Below are 25,622 nucleotides of genomic sequence, written 5' to 3' on the forward strand. Positions count from 1 at the left end.
CTGCGGCAGGATCAGGCCGCCGGACCGCGCGTTCCCCGAAAGGCGGACGGCAGCACGGTGAGATCCACCGTCTCCGCCATCGCCCGGGCTCCCGCGTCATTGAGATGCATGCCGTCACCGCCGTCGAGGTCGGGGCGGATGAAGTCCGGCCGGTCCGGATCCTCCACGGCCGCAGCCACATCGAAGACGGCATCGAACACGTCGGTGCCGCGCAGCCACTCGTTGACCACGTTCCGGACCGGAATGCCGTCCTCCAGCGAGAGTCCGGGGTAGATCGCCCCGGCGAACGGCCCGATGGTATTGGCGTACACCGGAAGTCCGGCCGCGTGGGCCCGCTCGGCCAGCGCGGTGAACCCGGCGATCAGCGCCTCGGCGGTGGCCGTCCCGGCCAGGATCAGGTCATTGATGCCGAAGTTGGCCCACACGGCCGCGGCCCCGGGCACCGACAGCACGTCCCGCTCGAACCGGGCCAGGCCGTGCTCGCCGATCTCGTCGGTGAGCAGCCGGTTGCCGCTGATGCCCTGGTTCACCGCCCACCCGGCGGCCAGCCGCTGGTCGATCACGTCCACCGAGCGCCGGTTGGCGGCGTGGGTGGAACCGACGCCCTCGAACCAGGAGTCGCCGAAGGCCACCAGCACCGGCACGTCGGCATCGACGGCGACGTCGACGCCGGTGAGGAGGAACCGCAGCGCGGTCTCCTCGGCATCGGCCGGAGCGGCGTCGCCCGTCCGATCGCCGGCGCTGATCCAGCTCGAATCCATCGGGAACTGGGCGAACGCGGGTCGCGTCGGCTCCGGCAGGTACACGCTGACCGCCAGTTCGGCGCCCGCCTCCACCGGCAGCTCGACCGGATCGCTGACCAGATCGGCGCCGGCCGGGATCCGCGTCGATGCGGACCCCGCGAACCGCACCTCGGTATCGGTCTCCGCCACGATCTCGCCGCCCGCCTTGCGGAGCGCGACCCGGGCCGCGCCGATCACCAGGTCCTCGGTGCCGTACCGGTTGGTCAGCCGCACCCGCAGGCTCGACCCGCCGCCGGCGACCCGCACCACCTGGCGGACCGTCTCGTCGGCGAAGTCCCGCGGCTCGGCCAGCTTGATCTCCTCGGCCGGATTCACCAGCGGCGCACGGAATCCCGCTGCCCAGCGCTGTGTCGTCATGAGAACCTCCATTTAGTTGCTGTGCGGAATATTGCGCTGACAACAAGATAGCGCATTTGTTCCGCGTGTCAACTATCCCCAGTGAAATCACCTGGTTTACGCTGGTCGGCGTGGATCCCAAGCATCTCTTCGACGACCCCCGGCTGACCGCCGTCGGCCTGCTCTACGAGGCCCACGAGGGGCTCATCGCCCGGCTCGAGGAGACCTGGAAGAGCAATGGACTCTCCGGTCTCGACCTCAATGCCCTGATGCGCCTGAGCCGCTCACCCGGCCGCCGGCTACGCATGACCGACCTGGCCACCCAGACCGGTCTCTCGACCAGCGGCGTCACCCGGCTGGTGGACCGCCTGGAACGCAACGGCTTCGTGCGCCGCGAACCCGACCCCGCCGACCGGCGCAGCTCCTACGCCGTCCTCACCGCCGCCGGGGCCACCCGCGTCGCCCGTGTGCTGCCCGCCTACCTGGACGGCATCGACCGCTGGTTCACCAGCCTGCTCACCCCCGCCCAGCTCGACGACCTCACCGCGAGCCTGCGCGTGATCCGCGACGCCACCAATGCCGCGGCCACCCAGATCTCGGATTGAGTCGACATCCCGCACAACCGTCGCGACGGGCGCGCAGCCGGTAACTTGCGAACCGCAGGGTGTGTTTTCTTCGTGGTGAGAAAGTGGGACGGAATGACGACCGAACGTGCGCTGGTCATCGGCGGCGGTGGTGTGGCGGGGATTTCCTGGGCGACCGGCATCGTCGCCGGGCTCGCCGACGCGGGGGTGGATGTGACGGGGGCGGACCTGCTGCTCGGGACGTCGGCGGGGTCGAACGTGACCGCGCAGCTCGGCAGCGGGACCGAGCTCGCGGAACTGGTGCGGCGGCAGGTGGATCCGGCGGTGCAGAGCCGTGAGATCGTGCCGTCCATGGAGAAGTTCGCCGGGCTCTGGGAGACCATGACGGCGATCATCGAAGAGACACAGGGGGATTCGCCCGAGCGGCGGCAGCGGATCGGGGCGCTCGCACTGTCCGCGGAGACCGTGCCCGAGGCGGACCGCCGGGCCGTGATCGAGACCCGGCTGCCGGTGCACGAGTGGCCCGCCCGCGACCTGCGCATCGTCGCGGTCAACGCCGAGACCGGGGAACCGCGGGTCTTCGACAAGGACTCCGGGATCACGCTGGTCGACGCCGTGATGGCCAGTTCGGCGGTGCCCATGGTGTGGCCGTGCGCCACCATCGACGGGGTGCGCTACACCGACGGCGGCGTCCGGACCTCGGTGAACGCCGACCTCGCCGCCGGCTACGCACGGGTGCTGGTGATCGCGCCCATGCCGGACGAGGAGCTCGAGGCCCAGGTCGCGGGACTGGTCGCGGCCGGAGCGCGAGTCGAGGTGATCGCGCCCGACGAGGCCGCCACCACCGCCTTCGGCCTCAATCCCCTCGACACCGCCACCCGGGTCCCGTCGCTGGAAGCCGGTCGCGCCCAGGGCAAGTCGGACGCGGCGCGGATCGCCGCCCTCTGGCAGGACTGATCCGGGAAGACCGGACTCAGCCGACGGCGCCGGCCGCCAGCGCCGCCTTCCACCCGCCGTATTCGCTGATGTCCTTGGCGGATTCGGCGGCGGCCCCCGCGCAGCCGAAACCGGTGTGCCAGGCGCCGTCGGCCAGCTCGACGGCGCCGAGCTGCATCGGGGCGGGCAGATTCGCGAGGAAGCGGCCGAGGGCGGCGGGGGAGAGCAGCCAGCGCTCCCCGGCCACCGCGACGCCGGATTCGGTTGCGGCGACCCGGGTTACGGCCGGTTTGGGCGGAACCGTGTCGAGCGCGCCGAGGCGGTAGTGCCGGGCGGTCTCGACCGGGCCGCCCCAGCGGGCGCCCAGCTCGATCAACTGGTGTTCGAGGGGCTGCCCGCGCAGGTGCGCGCCGAAGACGATCAGGTCCTGCACGGGCGCGACGGCCGTGGGCCAGCACCGGTCGAGCGGCGTGCCGGTGATCAGGGCGGCGATATCGATCGCGACGGCGTCGTCGAACGCGCGGGCCAGCACCGTCACCCCGAAGTGCGGCTCGTCGGTGGGGACCGCCACCGCGCACAGGTCGAAGAGGTTGCAGAAGTTCGTGTACGTGCCGAGCCGGGAATTGACGCCGATCGGGTCGGCGGCGACCTCGGCGACGGTCGGGTGGACCGGCACGGTCGGCGTCAGCAGGGCGTCCGCGCCCGCGAGACTCGCCATGGCGGTGGCGCGCAGGCGTTCCAGCGCGGCCAGATCGGTGACCAGCCGGTGCGCGGGCAGGTCCCGGGCGGCCCGGATGATGGAACCGACAGTGGGATCGACGGATTCGGGATGCGCGTCGACGAACTCGCCGACCGCGGCATAGCGTTCCGCGACCAGCGCGCCCTCGTAGAGCAGTTTCGCGGCGGCCAGGAACGGGGCCGGATCGACCTCGACAATGGTCGCGCCCGCATCGCGCAGCGCCGCGACCGTGCGCTCGTAGGCGGTGTGCCACTGCGGATCCAGGTCCGGCAGCGTGTCGAAGACGGCCACCACGGCCTCGGGCGGAGCGGCGAGACGGGTGTCGGCGGGCCACGGGCGGCCCGCGGCGCCGGCGGCCATCACGCCCATGGCCCGGTCGGCCAGGCCCAGGTCGGCGGCGAAGATCGTCACGCAGTCGTAGGAGCGGCACGCGGGCACCACGCCCGCCGTCGAGATGACGCCCACCGTCGGCTTGATGCCGACCAGGCCGTGCAAGGCGGCCGGGACGCGTCCCGAGCCCGCGGTGTCGGTGCCGATGGCGATGTCCGCCTCGCCCGCGGCCACCGCCACCGCCGAGCCGGAACTCGAACCGCCCGAGACGTATCCGGGCCGTAGCGCGTTCTCGACGACGCCGTACGGCGAGCGGGTGCCGACCAGGCCGGTGGCGAACTGATCGAGATTGGTCTTGCCGACCACGACCGCGCCCGCCGCCCGCAGCGCCGCCACCGCGGGCGCGTCCCGCTCCGGGGTGTAGGCGAAGTCGGGGCAGGCCGCGGTGGTCGGCAGGCCCGCCACGTCCACATTGTCCTTGACGGCCAGTCGCAGTCCCGCCAGAACTCCTGCGGCGGAAACGATGTCGGTGGCCACGTCGGCGTCGTCGCGGCGGTGAATCCACTGGGTCATGCGGGCTCCTGGATCAGGTCGGGGGATCGGGTCAGGGCGTTTCGGCGAGTTCGCCCGCCTCGCGCCAGGAGTTGCGTTCGGCGGTGAAGGCGTCGGCCTGCCGGGCGCGGAAGTCCGCGATGGAGGCGGCGTTGTCGGCCAGGAACTTCCGGTAGTCGACGAGCCGGAACTCGCCGTCCTCGGCCAGCAACTGTCCCCGCCCGGCGGCGGTGTCGGCGCGCAGGTCGAGCAACTCCTCGGCGCTCACCGGATACCAGCTGATCCGGTCGAAATAGCGCAGCAGCCACGGGTCTTCGCCGATCCCGCTGGAGCGGTGGTTCCACACCTGGGTGGTGCGGCCGACGAACTGGTAGCCGCCGGGACCCTCCATGCCGTAGATGCACAGGTACGCGCCGCCGATGCCGACCGCGTTCTCCGGGGTCCAGGTGCGGGCCGGGTTGTACTTGGTGGTGACCAGCCGGTGCCGGGGGTCGGTGGGGGTGGCGACCGGTGCGCCCAGATAGACGTCACCGAGGCCCAGCACCAGGTATTCGGCGGCGAAGACGGTGTCGAAAACCTCGTCCACGGACGCCAATCCGTTCATCCGGCGGATGAATTCGATGTTCCACGGGCACCACGGCGCGTCGGCGCGGACGCCGTGCATGTAGCGGGTGATGGCCTCCCGGGTGGACGGGTCGTCCCAGGACAGCGGCAGGCGCACCGTACGGCTGGGGACCACCAGCTGGTCGGCGGAGGGCAGGTCGGCCTCCACCTCGGCCAGCAGGTCCAGCAGCTTGCGGGTGGGCAGGCGATCGGGATCATTGCGCACCTGCAGCGACCGGACGCCCGGGGTCAGCTCGGTGATGCCCGGTTCGGCGCGTTCCAGCAGCGTCTGGTGCAGGGCGTGCACGCGGGCGCGCAGCTCCAGATCCAGTGTCATATCGCCGTATTCGACGAGCAGGCCGTCATTGCCCGCGCGGCGGTAGGTGACGGCGGTGTCCGCGCCGTCGCGGCGGGCCAGCACGCCGTCGTCACCGTCGCCGCCGGTGGACAGCACCACCGGCCACGCGGCGCGGCGCCCGGCGCCCAGTTCCCGCAACGAGGCCGCGCGGTCGGCGCGCACCGGCACGAAGCGCACGCTGTCACCCGGGGTGAGCTGGCCCAGTTTCCAGCGGTCGGCGGCGACCACGGTGACCGGGCAGACGAACCCGCCCAGGCTGGGGCCGTCCGGGCCGAGCAGGATCGGGGTGTCGCCGGTGAAGTCCAGCGCGCCGATGGAATACGCGGTGTCGTGGATATTGGAGGGGTGCAGGCCCGCCTCGCCGCCGTCCAGGCGCGCCCACTGCGGCTTCGGCCCGATCAGCCTCACCCCGGTCCGATCGGAGTTGAAGTGCACCTCGTAATCGGTGCCGATGATGGTGTCGAAGTCGGCGCGGGTGAAGAACTCCGGCGCACCGTGCGGGCCCTCGGTGACCGCCAGCTCCCACCGCCGGGTCAGCACCGGCTGATCGTCGCCGGGCACCCCGGTCGTCACCCGGCCGGCCGGGCCGAGCTCGAACGCGTCGTCCGCGGCCAGCGCGCGCCCGGTGCCGCCGCCGAACTTGCCGAGCGTGAAAGTCGAACGGCTGCCCAGGTATTCGGGCACCTCGATGCCGCCCGCCACCAGGACGTAGCACCGCATACCCGGCCCGCGCACCATGCCGACATCCAGCACCCCGCCCGCGGGCACCAGCACGCTGCGCCACTGCCGCACCGCGTGGCCGTTCACCGTGACCGGCGCCGGCGCGCCCGTCACGCACACCCAGGTGTCGGTGTCGAAGCGCAGCGCGGGGCCGCCGAGCGTGCACTCCAGACCCGCCGCGCCCTCGGGATTCCCGAGGGCCCGATTGCCCAGCCGGAACGACAGATCGTCCATCGGGCCCGACGGCGGCACACCCACGTGCCAGTAGCCGACCCGGGCGGGCCAATCCTGCACCGTCGTCTGCATGCCCGGGCGGACGACCCGGAAAGCCGGTGCGGAGGAGGGGTTCTCGGTCACGGCGAGATCGGGGAGCACGGCCGTCATCGGGTCACCACCATGCGGACGGGCGTCGGGTCGAAACCGTTGCAGGGATTGTTGATCTGCGGGCAGTTGGAGACCAGCACCAGGGTGTCGATCTCGGCGCGCAGGGTGATGGTCTTGCCGGGCGCGGACAGGCCGTCCACGATGCCCAGCGTCCCGTCCGCCTCGACCGGAACGTTCATGAACCAGTTGATGTTCGAGACCAGATCCCGTTTGCCCAGCCCCCACTTCAGGCCCTCGGCCAGGAAGTTCTCCACGCAGGCGTGCTGATGGCGGGTGTGGTGGCCGTAGCGCAGGGTGTTGGATTCCTGCGAGCACGCGCCGGCCACCGTGTCGTGATTGCCGACCTCGTCGGCGACGACCGTCATGAGAGGGGTGCCCGCCTCGGTGAGCAGGACGCTGCCGGTTCCCAGGAAGATATTGCGCTGCGCGGTGATGGTGGCCTGGGCGCTGTAGCGGTCGGTATGGTCCGCGGCGTTGTAGAGCAGGCAATCCACGGCTTGATTGCCGTGCAGGTCGATGATCTCCAGTTGCTCCCCGGCGCGCACCACGGCCGACCAGGGCGCGCGAGCGGGGACCGTCTCGTCGAGGACGACCGTGCGGGTGGTGGTGATCATGCGCGTGCCTCCAGAGTGCGTGCGTGCCAGTCCTGTTCGGTGTTCTCCACCGCGCGCAGGTATTCCGGGTCGGAGTTCGGGGACAGCGCGAGGTCCGCGGGCGCGGACCAGGCCACCAGATCCAGGGGGGTCACCGGGGCGGGGTCCAGCGGGTGCTCGGCATTGGCGACCAGCAGCGTCACCGGCAGGTGGATGAGCAGCTCGACCGCCGCGCCCGCGCCCGCGCCGCCGGTGACGCTCAGCGCGCCATCGGATTCCACGCGCACACCCCGGAAGAACGAGACCGTCGGACCGATGTCGCGGGGCTCCAGACCCTGCTTCACCCCGGCCATCCGCAAGCCCTGGCGGGCGGCGGGCGACGGTCCGCACAGGGTGTCGTGGCTGTCCGACGTGTCGGTCAGCACCGTGGCCAGCACCCGGCCCTGATCCGACAGCAGCGGATGGCCCACACCCAGGTAGGCCTGCCACGGCACCTTCACCGTGTCCGCGACATTCAGCCGCTCCCAGGGAGATTCGGCCCGCAACAGCAGGACGTGCGCGCACGCCCCGCCGGCTGGATCGGACAGCCGCACCCGGGTGCCGCGGGCCAGCACGACATTCGCGTAGCCGCCGGCCGGAATCCGCTGGGCGACGGTGATGTTCGTGCTGTCGACATCGGCGGACAGCTCCGGCCCGAAGTCGGCGGCGGCCGCGGCCTGGGCGCGGGCGTGGTCCCGCGCTCCCGTGGTGTTCGCTGTGGTCATTGCTACTCCGTTCAGGCGATTTGGGCGACGGTCTCGGCGACGGGGCCGCGAGCGGGCGTCACCAGCCGGTGCACCACCGCCCCCACCGCCAGCGTGACCAGGACGAACAGCGGTGCGGCCCAGAGCATCCACCAGCCGCCGCCGTTCGGGGTGTAGACGGCGCTGCGCGGCCAGGCCAGGTTCACCGCCATGGCGACGCCCCAGACGACGGCCAGCGCGTTGATCGCGATGCCGTGGCGGCCCAGTGCGAAGAGCTTGGTGTCCGCGGCGTCACCGGCCACGTCGGCGGGCCAGCCCTTGATCCGGCGTACCAGCAGCGGCACCGTGACCAGCAGGTAGGCGATGTAGAGCATGACGATGCAGACACTGGCCAGGGTCGCGAAGATGGCCGCGTTGCCCAGGTTCAGCAGCAGCAGGCCGATGCCGAGCACGCCGATCGCCACCGCGGGCCAGACCGGGGTTCCGAAGCGGGGGTGCACGGTCGCCAGCTGCTTGGAGAACGGCAGCCGCTCGTCGCGGGCCATGGAGAACAGCAGTCGCGAGCCGGCCGTCTGGATCGCCAAGGTGCACACCGTGATCGCGCAGGCCACGCACGCCAGCACCACCTTGCCGGGCGTGGTGTCCAGCTTGGCCTCGATCACGTACGCCAGGCCGCCGCTCGCCAGCGAGCCGTCGGACAGGCTCGGGGCGGCCATCAGCGCGCCCAGCAGGATGAGCCCGCCGCCCAGCGCCGACACCGCCAGCGCGGACAGGATGGTGCGCGGCGCGACCTGGCGCGGGTTCTTGGTCTCCTCGGAAAGCTCACCGGCGGAGTCGAATCCGACCATCACGTAGGCGGCCATCAGCCCCGAGGCCAGGAACGCGGCCCAATAGGGTCCGGCCGCCGCCTGATCGGTGTGGGTGACCACGCCCGGCCCGCGATCGGTGTGGGTGAAGAAGACGGCGATCACCGCGAGCACGCCGATGATCTCGATGGTGACGCCGAGCGAGTTGATCCGCGCCATCCAGTCGATGCCGATCACATTGATCAGCGTGGTGAGCGCCAGCAGCGCGCTGCCCAGCAGCACCGCGTTCGAGGCCCCGTCGCGGGAGGTGAGAGCGGTGTCGGTGCCGATCAGCTGGAAGCCGGACCAGATGGTCGGCAGCACCACCTGCAACGCGATGGCGGCGGCCGCGGCGGTCACGATCTGGGCGATGATCATCATCCAGCCCGCGAACCAGCCCACCACCTCCCCGGCCAGGCGGCGCGACCACTGATAGATGCAGCCCGAGATCGGGTAGCGGGCGGCCAGTTCCGCGAAGTTCAACGCCACCAGGAACTGGCCGGCGAAGACGATCGGCCAGGTCCAGAAGAAGGCCGCGCCCCCGAAGGAGTACCCGAAGCCGAAGAACTGGAAGATCGTGGTGAGGATGGAGACGAAGGAGAAGCCGGCCGCGAAGGAGGCGTAGCGGCCGAGCTTGCGGTGCAGCACCGGCTGATAGCCGAAACGCGCCAGATCGGTGCTGTCGGCGCTGGTATCGGGACCGGTCAGGGAGCCCGGGGTGAGGGCTTCGGCGGAGGCAACCATGGGCGGTGAGTCTTTCCCGAGGGCGAATATCTATCGATTGAAAGGTTTCCATTCGCGATCGCCGCTCCGGTGACGCCGATGTATCAGGTGCGTGGCCCGCCGTAACTTCTGCATTGCCGGTATTTCTATCAAGTGACAGGAACCTCACCTGCCAGGTGACGGAGGCGGTAGGACAGAATGACAAGGTGACCCAACTCGGACCCGGCCGGCCCCGCCTCGAACCGCGCCGGCGCGCGGGCCAGACGCCGCGTGCCGAAATCCTCGACGCCGCCGCCGAATTGTTCACCAGCCACGGGTACGGCAACACCTCCACCCGGGCGGTGGCCGACGCCGTCGGCATCCGGCAGGCCTCGCTGTACCACCACTTCGCCGCCAAGGACGACATCCTCGACGCGCTGCTCGCCGAAACGGTCACCGCGCCACTGGAATTGGCGGGCACCCTCGCCGAACGCCCCGAACCCGCCGCCGTCCGGCTCTACGCGCTGGCCTGGTTCGACGTCAGCCAGCTGTGCGCCAGCCGCTGGAACCTCGGCGCGCTGTACCTCCTACCCGAGCTGCGCAGCGAACGCTTCGCCCGCTTCCGGGAACGCCGCGACGAACTGCGCGGCCACTACGAGACCCTGGCCGCCGCCGTCATCGCCGAAGCGGGGACCGGCGCGGTCGCAGGAGCCGAACGACTGCCCTTCCGGCTGGTCGAATCGGTCATCAATATGCGCTCCGACGACGGCGCGGCGCCCGAGTACGCCGAACAGCTCATTCCCGACGCCATCCTGCGCCTGCTCTGCTGGACCGGTCCGCTCGCCGAGAACCGGCTCGCCGCCCTCGAATTGGCGCGTGAACTGCGCCCGGCGGTACACCGGGCGCCGTCGAACTGAGCCGGACGGCTCAGGACTTGCCCTTCGAGGTGCCCCATTTCAGGCCCCAGCCGTAGGCCTGATCGACCGCCATCTTGCCCCAGAACTTGCGGCCCTCCGGCGGGCGGATGAACCGGCCCTCGCGGCGCACCACCAGCTCGCCGCCGACGTTCTCGATCAGCGCCAGCACCATCTCGCGCGAATCGTCCTGGCAGCCGCCCACTTCCATCTCGATCGGCGGGGCGTCGCGCGGGAACAGGGTCGCGGTGGCGTGCACGCCGCGGAAATCCTGGGCGCCCTCGTAGATCGAGGCGAACACCAGGACGCGGCGGAAGGCCGCGGTCTGGTCCAGATTGATGGACAGGTTCTCGCCCGTGGCGCTGTTCCCGGTGCGGTCGTCCTGATCCAGCGCGATGAACGGCGGCTTGGTGAGATTGCCGAACGTGTCCAGCGCGCTGACACAGCCGCGGGAACCGTCCGTCAGCTCCCAGAAGGCGCACAGATCCAGATCCAGACCGCCCTGCGCGCGCTTGCGGCCGAACAGGCCGCCCGAACTCGGGACCGACCAGTTCAGGTTGACCCGCATGATGCCGCCGGTCGCGCCCGCCTTGGTCAGCGAGACCGCGGGGGCCTCCTTGGTCAGCGAGATCTTGGCCAGATTCACCCGCGGCGCGGGCGCGGGCGGCGGCGCGGGAGCGAACTGCTGTGGCGGTGGCGCGGGCGCGAATTGCTGCGGCGGCGGTGGGGGTGCGAACTGCTGCGGCGCGGGCGGAGGAGCGAACTGCTGCGGCGCGGGCGGGGGAGCGAATTGCTGCGGCGGTGATGGCGGCGCGAACTGCTGTGGCGCGGGCGGCGGCGTGAACTGCGGCGGAGGCGGCGTGAACTGCTGCGGGGGAGCGACCGGCTGCGGCGGAATCGGCTGCGGGGCGGGCGCGTCGTCGACGGTGATGCCGTAATCGGTTGCGAGTCCGGCGAGTCCGGAGGCGTAGCCCTGACCGACCGCGCGGAATTTCCAGCCACCGTCGCGGCGGTACAGCTCACCCAGCACGAACGCGGTCTCGGAGGTGGCGTCGGCGCTGTCGAACCGGGCCAGTTCTACCCCGCGGGCATCCATCAAACGCACGTGCAGCCCCCGGAATTGGGCGAAGGTGCCGCCGTCCGCGGAGGCGGCCAGCACGATGCTGTCGATCTGCGGCTCCACCCGCGGCAGATCCACCGACAGCGCGTCGACCACCACGGGTCCGGGCTGCTTGCCTCGGTGGTGCACGGCGCCGGAGGCGTGCGCGGGCTGGTTGTAGAACACGAAATCGGCGTCCGAACGGACCCGCCCACCGGCCAGCAGCAGCGCGGAGGCGTCGGCGTCGGGGACCCCGGGTCCCGATTCCCAGCCCAGTTCGATCCGAACCTCTGAGGCCGCCACCGGAACGTTGGAACCCTTCATCATCGACACGATTTCCAAGTTATCCGATTCCGGCATGCATCGTTTCCCCTTTCCGACCGGCTAATGTTCAGCTGTCCAACAACCTCGGCCTACACTGAGCAACGGACATTTCGCGCATAGGCAGCTAACCGGAACATCGGCGTCCACGGACGACTGTTCAGCGGCGGGAGCGACGGATGACGGAAATTCGGCCCGATCTGGGGCGCAGGAAGTGGATCACCCTCGGCGTCCTGGCGCTGGGCCTGGGCATGGTGGTGCTCGACGGCACCATCGTCTCGGTCTCGCTGCCGGTGCTCATCGACCAGCTCGGGCTGAATTTCACTCAGGCGCAATGGATCAACAGCATCTACGCGGTCGTGCTGGCCGCGCTGCTGATCACCAGCGGCCGCCTCGGCGACCGGCTCGGACGACGCACCATGTTCGCCGTCGGCGTCATCGTCTTCCTGGTCGGCAGCCTGCTCGCCGCGCGGGCGCACAGCGCGGGACCCCTCATCCTCGGCCGCGTCATCCAGGGCATCGGCGCGGCGGGCGTCATGCCCGGCACGCTGGCCACCGTCAACGCGCTGTTCCGCGGCCGCGACCGGGCCATCGCCTTCGCGGTGTGGGGCTCGGTCATCTCCGGCGTCGCCGCCATCGGGCCGCTGCTCGGCGGTTGGCTCACCACCTACTTCACCTGGCCCTGGATCTTCCTGGTGAACATCCCGCTGGGCATCGTGGTGCTGATCGGGCTGGTGCTGTTCGTGCCCGAGACTCGCACCGGCAAGAACGCGCCCGGCCTGGACGTGGACGGATTCCTGCTCAGCGCAATGGGTTTCGCGCTGCTGGTGTTCGCGCTCATCGAGGGTCAGACCTACGGCTGGTGGAAACCGCTGCGGGAGTTCCCGATCGCCGGATGGAAATGGCCGGTCAGCGCGCCCATCTCGCCGATCCCGGTGCTGCTGGTGCTGGGCGTGCTGGCGCTGTACCTGTTCGTGAAGTGGGAACAGCACCGCCATCTGATCGGACGTTCCGCGCTGCTGGATCCGGCGCTGTTCAAGATCCCCAGCTTCCGGTGGGGCAATATCACCGCGTTCCTGGTGGCGCTGGGCGAATTCGGCCTGCTCTTCGTGCTGCCGCTGTTCATGGTGAACGTGCTCGGGCTGTCCACTCTCGGCGCGGGCTACGTGCTGGCCGCCATGGCCGTCGGCGCGTTCCTGGCCGCGGGGATCGCCGAAGGGCTGGTGCGGCGCTTCGGGCCGGTGCGGGTGGTGCAGCTGGGCCTCGCCTTCGAGGTCGTCGCGGTGGCCCTGGCCGCGCTGTTCGTCACCCCGCACATCTCGGGCTGGTGGCTGGCGGTGCTGCTGATCGGGTACGGCATCGGGCTCGGCATGGCGTCGGCCCAGCTGACCGGGACCGTGCTCGCCGATGTGCCGCCGCGCAATTCCGGTCAGGGCTCGGCCACCCAGAGCACGGTGCGGCAGGTCGGTTCGGCCTTCGGTACCGCGGTCGTCGGTGCGCTGCTGTCCGCGGCCCTGGCGCACGATCTGCCGAGCCGCCTCTCGACGGTCAAGGAGCTGCCGCCGAACGTCGCCGACACTCTCGCCACCGCCACCCGGGAATCCGCGGGTGGCGCCATCCCCGGGGTGCGCGAGCACGGGGGCGGCGCGGCCATCGCGGACGCGCTGAGCCGGGCCTTCACCGACTCCACCCGCACCACCCTGCTGGCCGCGGCGCTGTTCCTGCTGGTGGGCCTGGCCGCGGCCACCCGCATCCCGAACCGGCCCTACACGGGGACCGCCGACAATGTGCCGCCCGACGACTCGCGGGCCATGTCCGACGGCACCGGGGACGATCAGACCAGCTGACCGTCCCCGCGCGGGCCGGACGAACGGGTCGACGTCTTCGGTTGCGTCACACCGGGTTACCGATCAGTCGATCAGGCCGAGCGCGTGAAGGCGCTGGAAGACCAGCAGCGAACCGGGAGCGACCTCGTCCATGGCGGCGTACTCGGCGAGGGTGAACCAGCGCAGTTCGGCGATCTCGCCCGAGGCGCGCGGCTCCTCGGTGAGCTCGCCCAGGAAGCAGGTCATGTGCAGGCGGGTGCCGGGTGCGTGCCCGTACGCCTCGGCCTCGAACACGCCCAGCTCGCTCACACCGGCCGTGCCTACCCCGAGCTCCTCGCGAATCTCCCTGTGCAGGGCCATCTCCGGGGTCTCGCCCGGATCGATCTTGCCGCCCGCCATGTAGAAGACGGTCTTGCCGTCGGACCGGGTCTGCAGCATGCGGCGGTCCCGGATGTGCGCCAGTGCCGCGGTACGAATCACGGCACCCACCCTAACCGGGCGCCGAGGCGGGCCCGCCGGCGATCAACGCGTGGGCGGGGCGATCTTCCAGTGCTCCTGCAACGCCTCGGCGATCTCCGGCAGGATGGTCACCGGAATCCGGCGCTGCCGCAACATGGTTCGGATCTCGGTGACCTGCTCGCGCTTGCGCTGGTCGTAGGCGCTCGCCACCGGGCGGTGCACCGGCGGGATGGACAGCAGCACCAGTTCCCGGTGCGGCTCGTCACCGTCGGTCAGGTCCAGCGCCAGCGTCCAGCGGCCGTGCTCGTCGAGCGCGAACCGCGCCGCCACCACCCGATCCCACGCCACCGTCGACGTGCCCCACGGCGTCCGGCGCACGATCGCCGCCTCGGTCAGCTCCACCCCGTCCCGCCCGAACAGCAGGATCAACAGCCCCACGGCGGCGGCCGCCCCGAAGAACAACCCCGTGAACACCCGATTAAGGCCGAAGACCCCGATGGTCCCGGCACAGACCACCGCGACCAGGAACACGCCCGCCACCGCGTAACCGGCAATCCGGCGTCCCGGCACCACGCCCGCCCGCACCATCGCTCATCGCCTCCCGCTACCGACTGCGCGTCACCGTACCCGCCCCCGGTCCCGGGTGCCGGGCGATCTCGACACCGGCGCCGTCGCCGACCTAACCTACGATGCCCACTCCTACCGCCTCCGGCGGTGTGGGTCAGCATTACCCGAAGGAGCGACCCATGGTGCCAGCCGTCGATCTCGAACGCCGGTTGGGCGACCTGATCGAGGAGTACGGGGTGCCCGGCGCGCAGGTCGCGGTACTGTCCGGCGGCCGGATCACCGACGCGGCCGCCGGGGTCCTCAACACCGCGACCGGCGTTGCGGCGACCACGGATTCGGTGTTCCAGATCGGCTCGATCACCAAGCCGTGGACCGCGACCCTGATCATGCAGGCCGTCGCCGAGGACCTGCTCGACCTCGACGCCCCGGTGCGGCGCTACCTGCCCGAATTCCGGGTGCGCGACGAGGACGCGGCCGCCGCCATCACGGTCCGGCAGCTGCTCGGCCATACCTCCGGCATCGACGGCGACCTGTTCCTCGACACCGGGCGCGGCGCGGACGCGGTCGCCAACTTCGTGCCCGCCATCGCCGACGCCGGACAGGTGCACCGGCCCGGCGCCATGTTCTCCTATTGCAACAGCGGGTACGTGCTGCTCGGCCGCATCCTGGAAGTGTTGCGCGGCAAGCCCTTCGACACGCTGCTGCGGGAAAGGCTGGTGACCCCGCTCGGGCTGACCCGGGTGGCCACCGACGCCGACGAGGCCATCCTGTTCCGGGCCGCGGTCGGGCACACCGGATTCGAGCCCGGCACCGGCCCGGTGCCCGCGCCGGTGTGGGCGCTCCCGGCCTCCAATGCCCCGGCCGGAGCGCGGCTGGCCATGTCCGCGCGCGACCTGCTGGGGTTCGCCCGGCTGCACCTGTCCGGCGGACGCGCCCCGGACGGGACCGCCCTGCTCCCCGAATCCGCGGTCCGGGACATGACCCGGCCCCACATCGAGGTGCCCGACATCGGCTACGGCACCCACTGGGGACTGGGCTGGCAGCTGTTCGACGCCGCCACCGGGCTGTTCGGGCACGACGGCAGCACCCTCGGCCAGAACGCCTTCCTGCGCATCGCGCCCGGCTCCGGCGTCGCGATCGCCTTGCTGGCCAATGGCGGAAGCGCATTCGCGCTCTACCGGGACCTGGTCGAGGACCTGCTGTGGGAACACGCCGGCATCCGGCTGCCCGCCCGCCCGGTGCCCCCGGCCCGCCCCGAACCGGTCGACGCCGCCCGCGTCAGCGGCCGCTACCGCTCCGCCATGTACGAGCACGCCATCGACGTCGACCCCGACGGCCGCGCCTGGCTCTCCACCAAACCCCTCACCACCGAGGCCGCCCTGGTCGCGGTCCCCGACCGCATCGAAGTGCTGCACCTGCGCCCCGACGCCCTCATCGCCGCCCACCCGATCCGCGGCCGCCACACCGTCTACGGCCTGATCAACGGCGACGGAACCGCCGCGACGCGCTACCTTCACACCAGTCGCGCGATGCCCCGCCAGCCCTGACCCGCGATCAGTTCAGCTCGGAGCCGGAGGCGACCACGACGCCGTAGAGGTCGGCGATGGTGGCGAGCGCGCTCTCGTGCAGCTGGGCGGCGCCGACCTCGCCGGCGGCCGACCGCAGGGGACGGGTGGCGGACGCGTCGGCCACGACCGTGGGGTGATTGCCGCGCAGGAACGCGCCCTCGGTGGTGAAGGTGACGCACATGTGGGTCATGAAACCGGCGATCACGACATCCTGGTGGCCCGCCGCGTCCACGTGCGCGGCCAGGTCGGTGCCGACGAAGGCGTTCGGAACCGTCTTCACCACAACGGGTTCGCCGTCGATCGGGGCCACCCGGGGATGGATGCGGCCGATCTCGTCGGTGATGTCGTAGGGCGTTCCCGGGCCGCCGTCGTTCACGATGTGGATGACCGAGGCACCGGCGGCCCGGGCTCGGGCCAGCAGGTCGGCGGCGGCGTCGAGGGCGGGCTCCCAGCCGGTCAGCTCCATCACGCCGCGGGTGTAGGTGTTCTGGTAGTCGACCAGGATCACGGTGGCCTCGGCCAGGGTGGCGGGGGTCTGATCGAAGCCGTTGAGGTCGCGCAGGGTCTGGGCGGACATGGGAATTCCTCCGGTCGGGTCGTGGTCCGGTCCGCCTGGTGCGGGGGACGTCGTCCACGCTATGAGCCCGCGGGCGTGTCGGAAATGTCATGTAACCTGCAAATCCGGACATTGCCGGATCGGGCGGACGGAGGACCGTGGGCACCATCGAACGATTCGTGGTCATCGTGCTGTTCGACCGCGTCGACCTGCTCGACGTGACCGGGCCGCCCGAGGTCTTCGCGCTGCTGCGGCGAGAGATGAACGGGGAGACCGGATATCGCGTCACGCTCGCCGCGGAGACCCTCGACCCGGTGACCACCTCCGCGGGTGTGCGGGTGCTGCCCGACATCACCTTCGCCGAGATCGGCGACCGCGGCATCGACACCCTGGTCGTGCCCGGCGCCGTCGAGGTGGACGCGGACGGGCGGGTGCGGGCGCTCAGCGACCCGGCCGTGGTCGAGTGGGTGCGCAGACTCGCCGGACAGACCCGGCGGGTCGCCTCGGTGTGCGTGGGCGCGCACATCCTCGCCGACGCCGGACTCCTGGACGGCCGCCGCGCCACCACGCACTGGTCCACCGCCACCCAGCTCGCCGCCGAGCATCCGGCCGTCCAGGTCGACGCCGACCCGATCTTCATCCGCGACGAGAACGTCTGGACCGGAGCGGGACTCACCGCCTGCCTCGACCTGGCGCTCGCCCTGGTCGCCGACGACTTCGGCGACGCCCTCGCACTGCGGGTGGCGCGGCAGCTGGTCATGTTCCTGAAAAGGCCCAGCGGGCAGAGCCAGTTCAGCGTGTCACTCGAACCCGTCTCGACCACGCGGCGCATCGATGACCTGCGGCATTACATCACCCGCCACCTCGGCGACCAGCTCACCGTCGCCGACCTCGCCGCCCAGGCGCACGTCAGCGAACGGCAGCTGACCCGCATCTTCAAGACCGACCTCGGCGCCACCCCGGCCGCCTACATCGAGTCCGCGCGGGTGGAATTCGCGCGCAACCAGCTCGAGACGACCGATCACACCCTGGAACGGGTGGCGACGCTGAGCGGTTTCAACACCACCGACACCCTCACCCGGGCCTTCCGGCGCACGCTGGACACGACGCCGACGGAGTATCGAAACCGCTTCCGCATCACCTGATCACGCTTCGAGCGGGACCGCCGCCTCGGCGGTGTACACCAGGAACGTCAGGCTCTCCTGGAAGTACAGCTGCACCGTCTCCGCGTCGTGGGAGAGATAGCCGATCGACAGGTCCTGGCCCAGCTGCAGATCGAAATCACCACCGCGCGTGGACAGGACGAACGCGCCGTCGATAGCCGGCGCCCAGATGATCTCGCCGTCGATGAGCCGCTCGATGTGCGTGCGGATCGGGTGACCGTGATCGGAGGTCTCGCTGACCGCGGTGTACAGGTCCGCGGACAGCAGCACCGAATACGGACCGTCCACACCGGCCAGCCGCAGCTTGCTCAACGCCTGCGCCACCGCTTCGGGGGCCAGGCGCGCGTCACCGGGCAGCTTCACCGGCTCGCACGAGGTGGCGGCCCGGATGCCCTGGATCTCCGCCGCCGGATAGCCCTCGAAGATCGCACGGTCCTCCGCGAACGCGATCTTCTTGGCGGCCGCCTTCACCGGATCCAGGTCGGCGTCCTGCGCTCCGCGTTCCACATTGTCGAGCTCGGTGCGGGAAAGCGTGAACGGCACCCGCAATTCGACCAGCGGCACCACCGCGCGCTGCCGCGCCTGCACCCCCTCGCCCGGGGATTCGATCGCCGTGGTGCGGCCCGTGCCGACCGCGGAGTAGTCGACCCCGTGCGGTCCGGACAGATCGACCACGCGGCGACCGGCGATGTGCCGCTTGAAGGTTCGCGTCGCCTCCTCCTCGATGGCCTTCCAGGCCTCCGAGGTGATCGGCGCCAGTTCGCGATGCAGGTTGTTCATACGTCAGCTCCTTGTCGGTTCGACGATTTCGTAGCTACTCAACGATTTCGCAGCGTCCCGATTCCCAGCGATCCGTTTCCGCCGCCCGCGCCATTGGATTCCGGCGCGGCCGCGACCGCCGCCGGGGCGGGCGCGTCGGGCAGCGCGTCGAAGAACGCGGCGGGCGGGGTGAAGAACGAGGTACCGGTGACGGCGGTGGAGAAATCCAGGATGCGGTCGTAGGCGGCGTCCGGGCTGCCCAGGAACATGCGGGTCAGCATGGTCTCGGTCACGGCCGGATCGTCGGCGTAGGCGATGTAGTAGGTGCCGAACTCACCGTCCTGGACCGAGCCGAACGGCATGTTGGCGCGCACGATATTGCCGCTGACGTCCTGATCGTTCACGGCCACATGGGAATTCGCGGGCTGTTCGGCGGCGTCGAGTTCGTAGTCGTCGAGTTTGGTTCGCCCGATGACCTTTTCCTGCTCGGTCGTCGAGAGCGACTTCCACGAATCCAGGTCGTGCAGGTATTTCTGCACGGTCACGTAACTGCCACCGGCGAATTCGGGATCCTCGTCACCCACCAGTGCGGCGGTGACGGCCAGCTGACCCTCCGGATTCTCGGTGCCGTCCACGAAGCCGAGCAGATCGCGCTGCTCGAAATAGCGGAACCCCACCGTCTGATCCACGATCGTGCCCGCCCCGGACAGCCGCTCGGCGATCTTCATCGCCAATTCGAAACAGGCGTCCTGGGTTTCGGCCTTGATGTGGAACAGCAGGTCGCCCGGCGTGACCGGGGCCTGGTGCTGCTCGCCCTGGTAGCCCGGAAACTCGTGCAGCTGTGCGGGTTTCGGCCCCGCGAACAAGCGGTCCCAGGCGGCGGACCCGATGCTGGCGATGCACGCGAGGCCGGAACCGGGCACCCGGAAACCGACCGAACGGCGCAACCCGGGCAGATCTGCGAGCAAATCCCGCGCCACCGCCTCGCCACCCTCGTCGATGGTGACGACGAGGAAGATGGCTGCCGGCGTGAGCGGGTCGAGGATCGGCTGTGGCTCACCCATGGGCACCAGCCTAGGCCCTGCCGCCGACCATCGAACCGTCCGGTACGTCCGGGTCGGGTTCGCGCCGCGCGAACGCCCCGGTGGGCTACTTGGCCACGGTCAGCAGAAACGCCACGTCATCGATGGCTTTCACACTGTGCCGCGCGTTCGGGATCACAATCAGATCGCCCGCCGAGCCCTTCCACTCGTTGGCGCCACTGATCAACACCAGCACCCCGCTGATCACCATGAGCGTCGCCTCGCCCGGATTCTCGTGCTCGGCCAACGTCTGTCCGGCCGTCAACGCGATCACCGTCTGCCGCAGCGAATGCGCGTGGCCGCCGTAGATGGTCGACGAACTACGCCCGCTCGACGCCGTGGCGGCCAGCTTCAGCTGCTGGCGAGCAACCGCGGTCAGCGACTTCTTGTCCATGGACTGCCTTTCGCCGGAGTATCGCTGAGTATGCCGGACACACCCGGGGCGCTCGGCGGTTTCGACGCGGTGTGTGCAGGAATTGCCGGAGGAGGAATACGCGCGTTATCGCCCCGTCACTCCGGGCTTGCGAGGGCGCGTATAACGCCGGAATCGATAGCGCAGACCCGACGACGACTCCCGCCAATCGGCCGCCTCGGCCCGCCACTGCCGGTCGATCGCCGGGGCGACGGTGTCGCCGTCGATATCCGCGTCGATCTCGGTGACCATCAGCTCCGTCGCGAAAGGCATTGCCGCGCGGTAGATCTCACCGCCGCCCATGATCCACACCGATTTGTCGCCGGTCATCTCCAGCGCCTCGGCCAGCGAACCCGCGCGCTCCGCGCCGTCCACCGCCCACTCCGGCTGCCGGGTCACGACGATATTGCGGCGGCCGTCCAACGGGCGGAAACGCACGGGCAGTGAATCCCAGGTCTTGCGGCCCATCACCACCGGATGACCGAAGGTGACGTCCTTGAAATGCGTCATATCCTCGGGCACCCGCCACGGAATCGTATTGTCCCGCCCGATGATTCCCCGCGTCGTCTGCGCCCAGATCAGGCCGACGGTTCTGCTCACACCGCCACCGGCGCCTTGATGGCCGGATGATGCTGGTAGCCCTCGATTTCCACGTCCTCGTAGGCGTAGTCGAACAACGAGGGGGCGGGACGCAGGTGTAGCTTCGGGAACGGGTACGGCTCACGGGTCAGCTGCTCCCGCACCTGCTCCACGTGATTGTCGTAGATGTGGACGTCGCCGCCGGTCCAGATGAACTCGCCGGGCTGCAGTTCGGTCTGCTGCGCCACCATCAGGGTCAGCAGCGCGTAGCTGGCGATATTGAACGGCACGCCCAGGAACAGGTCCGCGCTGCGCTGATACAGCTGGCACGACAGCTTGCCGTCGGCCACATAGAACTGGAAGAAGGCGTGGCAGGGGGCCAGGGCCATCTTGTCCAGCTCGGCCACGTTCCAGGCCGACACGATGATGCGGCGCGAGTCCGGGTCGGTGCGCAGCGTCTGCAGCACCTGCGAGATCTGATCGATGTGGGTGCCGTCCGGGCTCGGCCACGACCGCCACTGCACGCCGTAGACCGGGCCCAATTCGCCCTGCTTGTCGGCCCATTCGTCCCAGATGGTGACGCCGTGCTCGCGCAGCCAGCTCACATTGGAATCGCCGCGCAGGAACCACAGCAACTCGTAGACGATCGACTTGAGATGCACCTTCTTGGTGGTGATCAGCGGAAAGCCCTGCGACAGGTCGTAGCGCAGCTGATGTCCGAAGATGCTGCGGGTGCCGGTGCCGGTGCGATCCGCCTTCGGGGTGCCGGACTCCAGCACCAGTCGGAGCAGGTCCTCGTACTGGGTATCTCGGGCGCTCTCCACGCCTGGCAAGCTTACGCACCGTGCGAAAGTTGTTTGTGATCGGAATCGGGGCGGGGGACCCGGACCAGGTGACGGTGCAGGCCGTCAAGGCGATGCGCCAGGTGGACGTGTTCTTCCTGATCGGCAAGGGGGCCGAGAAACAGGAGCTCACCGACGTGCGCGCGGCGATCCTGGCCGAACACGTCCAGCATCGGCACACGGTCGTGGAGATCACCGACCCGCCGCGCGATCGCAGCGTGCCCGCGCGTGGCGCCGACGCCGCCTACCAGGGCGTGGTCGCCGACTGGCACGAGGCGCGCGCCGAACTCCTGGAACGGGCCTTCGCCGGAACCGAGGGCGTCGGCGGCATTCTCGTCTGGGGCGACCCGTCCCTCTACGACAGCACCCTGCGCATCGTCGAACGCGTCCTCGACCGCGGCCGCATCCAATTCGACTATGAGGTCATCCCCGGCATCACCAGCGTGCAGGCCCTCGCCGCGGCCCACCGGACCGTCCTGCACGAGATCGGCGAACCCCTCCACATCACCACCGGCCGCCGGCTTCGCGACGAAGGGTTGGCCGACGGCCAATCCACCCTGGTCATGCTCGACGGCGAATGCTCGTTCACCCAGCTGCCCGGCGACGACATCTACATCTGGTGGGGCGCCTACCTCGGCATGCCCGACGAGGTCGTCATCGAAGGCCCGCTGCGCGTCGTCGAATCCCGCATCACCCGCCGCCGCGCCGCCCTCCGGGAGGCCAAGGGCTGGATCATGGACATCTACCTCCTGCGCCGCTCCCTCTGACGGGATCCGGCGCGCGGCTATTGACTCTTACTGGCGAAGCGTCAATAGTCGGGGCGACGGTGTAGCGGGGGTCACAGCCTGGGGTTGGACAACGGGCTGGGGACCCCCTCGCGTGTGGAGGTGCGGCATGACGACCCCGATCCAGCGGGCCCTGGAACTACGTGACGAGTACGGGGCCGCCGATGCCTGCGCGGCCGAGCTGCTGTGCGACCGGCACCCCGGCGACGCGGTGGCCTTCACCTTCGTGCAGCCGGACCTGTCCAGTGTCGACGTGACATTCGGTGAACTGCGCGAGAAGTCCGAGCGGGTCGCCGCGGCGCTCGCCGAACTCGGTGTGGCGGAAGGTGATCGGGTCGCCACCCTGATGGGCAAATCGCAGGAACTGGTGATCGCGCTGCTGGCCGTGTGGCGGCTCGGGGCCGTGCACGTACCGTTGTTCACCGCCTTCGCTCCCGGCGCGATCGCTCTGCGCGTCACCGGGAACGGCACGACATTCGTCATCACCGACGGCGACCAGCGGGCCAAACTCGCGCCGAGCGCGGACCTCCCGGCCGAACGCGACTGGCGGGTCATCACCACCGGAGCGCCCGAAGCCGGCGACATCGCCTTCGCCGATCTGCTCCAGAACACCGGGCCCGCACCGAAATCCGTGGCCATCGGCGGTGACGGCGTACTCGTGGAACTGTTCACCTCCGGCACCACCGGCAAACCCAAGGCCGTGCCCATGCGGCTGGGCGGCATGGCCGGGGTGGTCATGTACCTCGAATACGGCATCGACTACGCCGACGGCGACGTGTTCTGGAACATCGCCGACCCCGGCTGGGCGTACGGGCTCTACATCGCCATCCTGGCGCCCATGGCGACCGGTCGACGCAGCATGCTGGTGTGCTCGGCCTTCGACCCCGCCCTCACCTGGCGGGTGCTGGACCGTTTCGGCGTCACCAACTTCGCCGCCGCACCCACGGTGTACCGCGCGCTGCGCAACAGCCCTGTGCCCGACGGGGTGCGACTGCGCCGCCTGTCCTCGGCGGGAGAACCGCTCACCCCCGACGTCATCACCTGGTCGAAACAGGTACTGGGACTGGAGATCCGCGACCACTACGGGCAGACCGAGACCGGCATGACCGTCGTCAACGCCTGGCATCCCGACCTGATCGCCGACATCAAGATCGGGTCCATGGGCCACCCCATGCCCGGCTACACCGTCGAGATCCTCGGCCTGGACTCCGACGATCCGGCGCCGGTCGGGCAGCCCGGCCGGGTGGCCATCGCGACCTCCAGTCCACTGCTGCTTTTCCGTGAGTACCGCGACGCCCCCGAAGCCAGCGCCGCCCGGTTCACCGCCGACGGCCGGTGGTACCTCACCGGCGACGTCGCCTCCCGCGACGCCGACGGCTACCTCACCTTCGCCTCCCGCGACGACGACGTCATCCTGATGGCGGGCTACCGCATCGGACCCTTCGAGGTGGAAAGCGTCCTCACCGAGCACGATTCGATCTCCGAGGCCGCCGTCATCGGCGTCCCCGACGAACTGCGTGGCGAGGTGCTCATCGCGGTCGCCGTCGCCACCCCCGGAATCGACCCCGACGACACCCTCACCACCGACCTCCAGCACCTGGTCAAACGGAAATTGGCCGCTCACGTCTACCCCCGCCGCATCCACTACGTCCCCGAACTCCCCAAGACCCCGAGCGGCAAGGTTCAGCGCTACCTGCTGCGTCAGCAGTTCCGCGACTGAGGGCGAACCGCTGGTCGCGCTGAATCCCGGGGGTGTCGGCGGGGGCGGCTAGGGTGAGAGGCGATCGTCCGGGTCGGCAGGCCCGGATGGATGCCTCGGGGATTGGAGGAGATCCGTTGCCCGAACTACCGGAGATAGTGGCGCTCGAGCAGTTTCTGGCCGAGCATGCGGTGGGGGCGGTGGTCGGCCGGGTGGACGTGGCCGCGCTGAGCGTGCTCAAGACCTTCGATCCGCCGGTGACGGCGCTGTCGGGGCGCGACGTCACCGGGGTGGGGCATTGGGGCAAGCACCTCGGAATGGATTGCGACGGGCTGTGGTTGATCACCCACCTGTCCCGGGGCGGCTGGCTGCGGTGGATCGACGAGCCGGGAGCCAATCCGCCCAAGCCCGGCAAAGGCCCGCTCGCGCTGCGCGTGCACTTCTTCACCCCCGAAGGGGCCACGCCCGCCTTCGATCTCACCGAGGCGGGCACCAAGAAACGGCTGGCCGTGTGGATTACGGCCGACCCGCTCTCGGTGCCCGGCATCGCCCGCCTGGGACCGGACGCCCTGGCGGTCAGCGAACCCGAATTCGCCGAGATCCTCGGCAGCACCTCCCAACGGGTCAAGAACGCCCTCACCGACCAGACCCTCATGGCCGGCATCGGCAACGCCTACTCCGACGAAATCCTGCACACCGCAAAGATTTCCCCCTTCGCCAACTCGGGCACCCTCAACCCCCAGCAGCTGACCGCCCTCTACTCGGCCATGCGCGCCACCCTCTCCGACGCCATCCTGCGTTCGGTAGGCCAGGACGCCGCCCGCCTCAAGGGCGAGAAACGCTCCGGCTTCCAGGTCCACGCCCGCACCGGCCTGCCCTGCCCGGTCTGCGGCGACACCGTCCGCGAAGTCTCCTACGCCGACAAGTCCTTCCAGTACTGCCCCACCTGCCAGACCGCCGGCAAGATCCTCGCCGACCGCCGCATGTCCCGCCTCCTGAAATAGCCGGTCAGCGATTGTCCGGGTGGGTGACCTTCTGGACATCGACCAACCCGGCCAGACCGGTGAAATCATCCGGATTGACCGTGAACAACGGCACACCGTGCACGGACGCGATAGCGGCGATCATCAAGTCGACCCGGCGAGGCTTGGGATTGCGCCCGGCCGCGAGCACCGACGCGACGATGTGCCCGAACCGCCGGGCCGCCCGGGTATCGAACGGGAGGGGCTCGAACAGGGCTTCCGCATTTTGGAGTCGCTCGATCCGCCGGGCGCGTTCACCCGGTTCGGTCGCGAAATGCGGGCCCGCCGCGAGCTCGGCCATCGTCACCGCGCTGACGACCAACTCGCCTGGGAGTTCATCCGGGTCCAAGGCCTCGAGCAGAATGAGCACATTCGTATCGACCAGGCCGCGAACGGGTACCAGGCTCATTCGCCACCCTCCTCGGCGAATTCCCCACGGCGATAGGCCCGGTCGTACGGGTCGTAGAGCGAATCGTCGACGAGTTCACCCGGATAGCTCGGCACCTCCGTTGCGGCACCGGACGGTCCGCTGAACGCGGCGATGGCTTCGGCGAGCGGAACGGCCGCGCGCCGGCGGAGATTCCGGTGCGGAACCAGATCCGCGACCGGGGTTCCGTCGACCGTGATGGTGTAGGAACGCCCGGCGCGGACCTCGCGCAGGACCCGGCTCGCGTCGTTCCGCAGCTCCCGCTGAGGGATCTCCGGAAGCTCCGCTGGACTCGTCATAATCCCAGCCTACGT

General features: G+C 70.1%; 26 protein-coding genes. 9 read left to right on the forward strand and 17 right to left on the reverse strand.

The window, feature by feature from the left end:
* Nucleotides 1-11: 11 nt before the first annotated feature.
* Nucleotides 12-1,160 carry a GDSL-type esterase/lipase family protein gene (locus ABZ382_RS21260; protein WP_357091251.1) on the reverse strand — a complete coding sequence of 383 codons (1,149 nt, stop codon included), beginning with the start codon at nucleotides 1,158-1,160 and terminating at the stop codon, nucleotides 12-14.
* 110 nt (nucleotides 1,161-1,270) lie between these two features.
* Between ABZ382_RS21260 and ABZ382_RS21265 the strand changes: the two genes are divergently transcribed.
* Both ABZ382_RS21265 and ABZ382_RS21270 read left to right on the forward strand, forming a co-directional pair.
* Complete coding sequence (locus ABZ382_RS21265) at nucleotides 1,271-1,744, forward strand: MarR family transcriptional regulator (protein ID WP_357091253.1); 474 nt, start codon at nucleotides 1,271-1,273, stop codon at nucleotides 1,742-1,744.
* Between the two features lie 93 nt (nucleotides 1,745-1,837).
* Nucleotides 1,838-2,680 (forward strand): patatin-like phospholipase family protein, encoded by an 843-nt coding sequence (locus ABZ382_RS21270; protein ID WP_357091255.1) that lies wholly within the window; start codon nucleotides 1,838-1,840, stop codon nucleotides 2,678-2,680.
* 16 nt (nucleotides 2,681-2,696) lie between these two features.
* On the opposite strand, the gene atzF is transcribed toward ABZ382_RS21270, so the two are convergent.
* The 5 genes from atzF to ABZ382_RS21295 are packed head-to-tail and all read right to left on the reverse strand — an operon-like array spanning nucleotide 2,697 to nucleotide 9,270.
* Entirely contained in the window at nucleotides 2,697-4,301 is a 1,605-nt protein-coding gene (atzF, locus tag ABZ382_RS21275; RefSeq protein ID WP_357091257.1) for an allophanate hydrolase, read from the reverse strand.
* A 31-nt stretch (nucleotides 4,302-4,332) separates the two neighbouring features.
* Nucleotides 4,333-6,345 (reverse strand): 5-oxoprolinase/urea amidolyase family protein, encoded by a 2,013-nt coding sequence (locus ABZ382_RS21280; RefSeq protein WP_357091259.1) that lies wholly within the window; start codon nucleotides 6,343-6,345, stop codon nucleotides 4,333-4,335.
* Nucleotides 6,342-6,959: an urea amidolyase associated protein UAAP2 gene (locus ABZ382_RS21285; RefSeq protein ID WP_357091261.1), complete on the reverse strand. Its 618-nt coding sequence runs from the start codon at nucleotides 6,957-6,959 to the stop codon at nucleotides 6,342-6,344. Before ABZ382_RS21285 ends, ABZ382_RS21280 begins: the two co-directional genes overlap by 4 nt.
* Nucleotides 6,956-7,702, reverse strand: a complete 747-nt coding sequence (locus ABZ382_RS21290) for a DUF1989 domain-containing protein (protein ID WP_357091263.1) — start codon at nucleotides 7,700-7,702, stop codon at nucleotides 6,956-6,958. The genes ABZ382_RS21285 and ABZ382_RS21290 overlap by 4 nt, the downstream gene beginning before the upstream one ends.
* A gap of 11 nt (nucleotides 7,703-7,713) precedes the next feature.
* Nucleotides 7,714-9,270 (reverse strand): amino acid permease, encoded by a 1,557-nt coding sequence (locus ABZ382_RS21295; protein WP_357091265.1) that lies wholly within the window; start codon nucleotides 9,268-9,270, stop codon nucleotides 7,714-7,716.
* A gap of 185 nt (nucleotides 9,271-9,455) precedes the next feature.
* Here ABZ382_RS21295 and ABZ382_RS21300 point away from each other — a divergent pair, with 185 nt between their 5' ends.
* A complete protein-coding gene (locus ABZ382_RS21300; RefSeq protein ID WP_357091268.1) occupies nucleotides 9,456-10,145 on the forward strand; it encodes a helix-turn-helix domain-containing protein in 690 nt (229 codons plus the stop codon).
* 10 nt (nucleotides 10,146-10,155) lie between these two features.
* On the opposite strand, the gene ABZ382_RS21305 is transcribed toward ABZ382_RS21300, so the two are convergent.
* Nucleotides 10,156-11,568 carry a TerD family protein gene (locus tag ABZ382_RS21305; protein ID WP_357091371.1) on the reverse strand — a complete coding sequence of 471 codons (1,413 nt, stop codon included), beginning with the start codon at nucleotides 11,566-11,568 and terminating at the stop codon, nucleotides 10,156-10,158.
* Between the two features lie 173 nt (nucleotides 11,569-11,741).
* On the opposite strand from ABZ382_RS21305, the gene ABZ382_RS21310 reads away from it, so the two are divergent.
* Nucleotides 11,742-13,409, forward strand: coding sequence for an MFS transporter (locus ABZ382_RS21310; RefSeq protein ID WP_357091269.1), 1,668 nt, complete (start codon nucleotides 11,742-11,744; stop codon nucleotides 13,407-13,409).
* A 63-nt stretch (nucleotides 13,410-13,472) separates the two neighbouring features.
* On the opposite strand, the gene ABZ382_RS21315 is transcribed toward ABZ382_RS21310, so the two are convergent.
* Nucleotides 13,473-13,868: an NUDIX domain-containing protein gene (locus ABZ382_RS21315; protein WP_357091271.1), complete on the reverse strand. Its 396-nt coding sequence runs from the start codon at nucleotides 13,866-13,868 to the stop codon at nucleotides 13,473-13,475.
* 42 nt (nucleotides 13,869-13,910) lie between these two features.
* Nucleotides 13,911-14,435: a hypothetical protein gene (locus tag ABZ382_RS21320; RefSeq protein ID WP_357091273.1), complete on the reverse strand. Its 525-nt coding sequence runs from the start codon at nucleotides 14,433-14,435 to the stop codon at nucleotides 13,911-13,913.
* Between the two features lie 158 nt (nucleotides 14,436-14,593).
* Between ABZ382_RS21320 and ABZ382_RS21325 the strand changes: the two genes are divergently transcribed.
* On the forward strand, nucleotides 14,594-15,961 hold the full coding sequence (locus ABZ382_RS21325; RefSeq protein WP_357091275.1) for a serine hydrolase domain-containing protein: 1,368 nt from the start codon (nucleotides 14,594-14,596) through the stop codon (nucleotides 15,959-15,961).
* A 7-nt stretch (nucleotides 15,962-15,968) separates the two neighbouring features.
* Here ABZ382_RS21325 and ABZ382_RS21330 read toward each other — a convergent pair whose 3' ends face one another.
* On the reverse strand, nucleotides 15,969-16,559 hold the full coding sequence (locus ABZ382_RS21330; protein ID WP_357091276.1) for an isochorismatase family protein: 591 nt from the start codon (nucleotides 16,557-16,559) through the stop codon (nucleotides 15,969-15,971).
* Nucleotides 16,560-16,696: 137 nt separating this feature from the next.
* Between ABZ382_RS21330 and ABZ382_RS21335 the strand changes: the two genes are divergently transcribed.
* Nucleotides 16,697-17,683, forward strand: coding sequence for a DJ-1/PfpI family protein (locus tag ABZ382_RS21335; protein WP_357091278.1), 987 nt, complete (start codon nucleotides 16,697-16,699; stop codon nucleotides 17,681-17,683).
* On the opposite strand, the gene ABZ382_RS21340 is transcribed toward ABZ382_RS21335, so the two are convergent.
* The 5 genes from ABZ382_RS21340 to ABZ382_RS21360 all read right to left on the reverse strand — a co-directional run bounded on the left by ABZ382_RS21340 (nucleotide 17,684) and on the right by ABZ382_RS21360 (nucleotide 21,357).
* Entirely contained in the window at nucleotides 17,684-18,481 is a 798-nt protein-coding gene (locus tag ABZ382_RS21340) for a family 1 encapsulin nanocompartment shell protein (protein ID WP_357091280.1), read from the reverse strand.
* Nucleotides 18,482-18,519: 38 nt separating this feature from the next.
* Nucleotides 18,520-19,524: a Dyp-type peroxidase gene (locus tag ABZ382_RS21345; protein ID WP_357091282.1), complete on the reverse strand. Its 1,005-nt coding sequence runs from the start codon at nucleotides 19,522-19,524 to the stop codon at nucleotides 18,520-18,522.
* A gap of 85 nt (nucleotides 19,525-19,609) precedes the next feature.
* Nucleotides 19,610-19,936 (reverse strand): cupin domain-containing protein, encoded by a 327-nt coding sequence (locus tag ABZ382_RS21350; protein ID WP_357091284.1) that lies wholly within the window; start codon nucleotides 19,934-19,936, stop codon nucleotides 19,610-19,612.
* Nucleotides 19,937-20,041: 105 nt separating this feature from the next.
* On the reverse strand, nucleotides 20,042-20,554 hold the full coding sequence (locus ABZ382_RS21355) for a dihydrofolate reductase (RefSeq protein WP_357091286.1): 513 nt from the start codon (nucleotides 20,552-20,554) through the stop codon (nucleotides 20,042-20,044).
* Nucleotides 20,551-21,357, reverse strand: a complete 807-nt coding sequence (locus tag ABZ382_RS21360; protein WP_357091287.1) for a thymidylate synthase — start codon at nucleotides 21,355-21,357, stop codon at nucleotides 20,551-20,553. Before ABZ382_RS21360 ends, ABZ382_RS21355 begins: the two co-directional genes overlap by 4 nt.
* A 20-nt stretch (nucleotides 21,358-21,377) precedes the next feature.
* Between ABZ382_RS21360 and cobF the strand changes: the two genes are divergently transcribed.
* The 3 genes from cobF to ABZ382_RS21375 all read left to right on the forward strand — a co-directional run bounded on the left by cobF (nucleotide 21,378) and on the right by ABZ382_RS21375 (nucleotide 24,863).
* Entirely contained in the window at nucleotides 21,378-22,142 is a 765-nt protein-coding gene (gene cobF / locus ABZ382_RS21365; protein ID WP_357091289.1) for a precorrin-6A synthase (deacetylating), read from the forward strand.
* Between the two features lie 127 nt (nucleotides 22,143-22,269).
* Nucleotides 22,270-23,880, forward strand: coding sequence for an AMP-binding protein (locus ABZ382_RS21370; protein ID WP_357091291.1), 1,611 nt, complete (start codon nucleotides 22,270-22,272; stop codon nucleotides 23,878-23,880).
* 116 nt (nucleotides 23,881-23,996) lie between these two features.
* Nucleotides 23,997-24,863 carry a DNA-formamidopyrimidine glycosylase family protein gene (locus ABZ382_RS21375; RefSeq protein ID WP_357091293.1) on the forward strand — a complete coding sequence of 289 codons (867 nt, stop codon included), beginning with the start codon at nucleotides 23,997-23,999 and terminating at the stop codon, nucleotides 24,861-24,863.
* Nucleotides 24,864-24,867: 4 nt separating this feature from the next.
* On the opposite strand, the gene ABZ382_RS21380 is transcribed toward ABZ382_RS21375, so the two are convergent.
* Nucleotides 24,868-25,290, reverse strand: a complete 423-nt coding sequence (locus ABZ382_RS21380; protein WP_357091295.1) for a type II toxin-antitoxin system VapC family toxin — start codon at nucleotides 25,288-25,290, stop codon at nucleotides 24,868-24,870.
* The gene (locus ABZ382_RS21385; protein ID WP_357091297.1) at nucleotides 25,287-25,607 is read right to left on the reverse strand and encodes a type II toxin-antitoxin system prevent-host-death family antitoxin; all 321 of its coding nucleotides are present in this window, start codon (nucleotides 25,605-25,607) and stop codon (nucleotides 25,287-25,289) included. The genes ABZ382_RS21380 and ABZ382_RS21385 overlap by 4 nt, the downstream gene beginning before the upstream one ends.
* Between the last annotated feature and the right edge of the window lie 15 nt (nucleotides 25,608-25,622).

The sequence above is a fragment of the Nocardia sp. NPDC005825 genome, from assembly GCF_040630175.1.
Taxonomy (GTDB): domain Bacteria; phylum Actinomycetota; class Actinomycetes; order Mycobacteriales; family Mycobacteriaceae; genus Nocardia.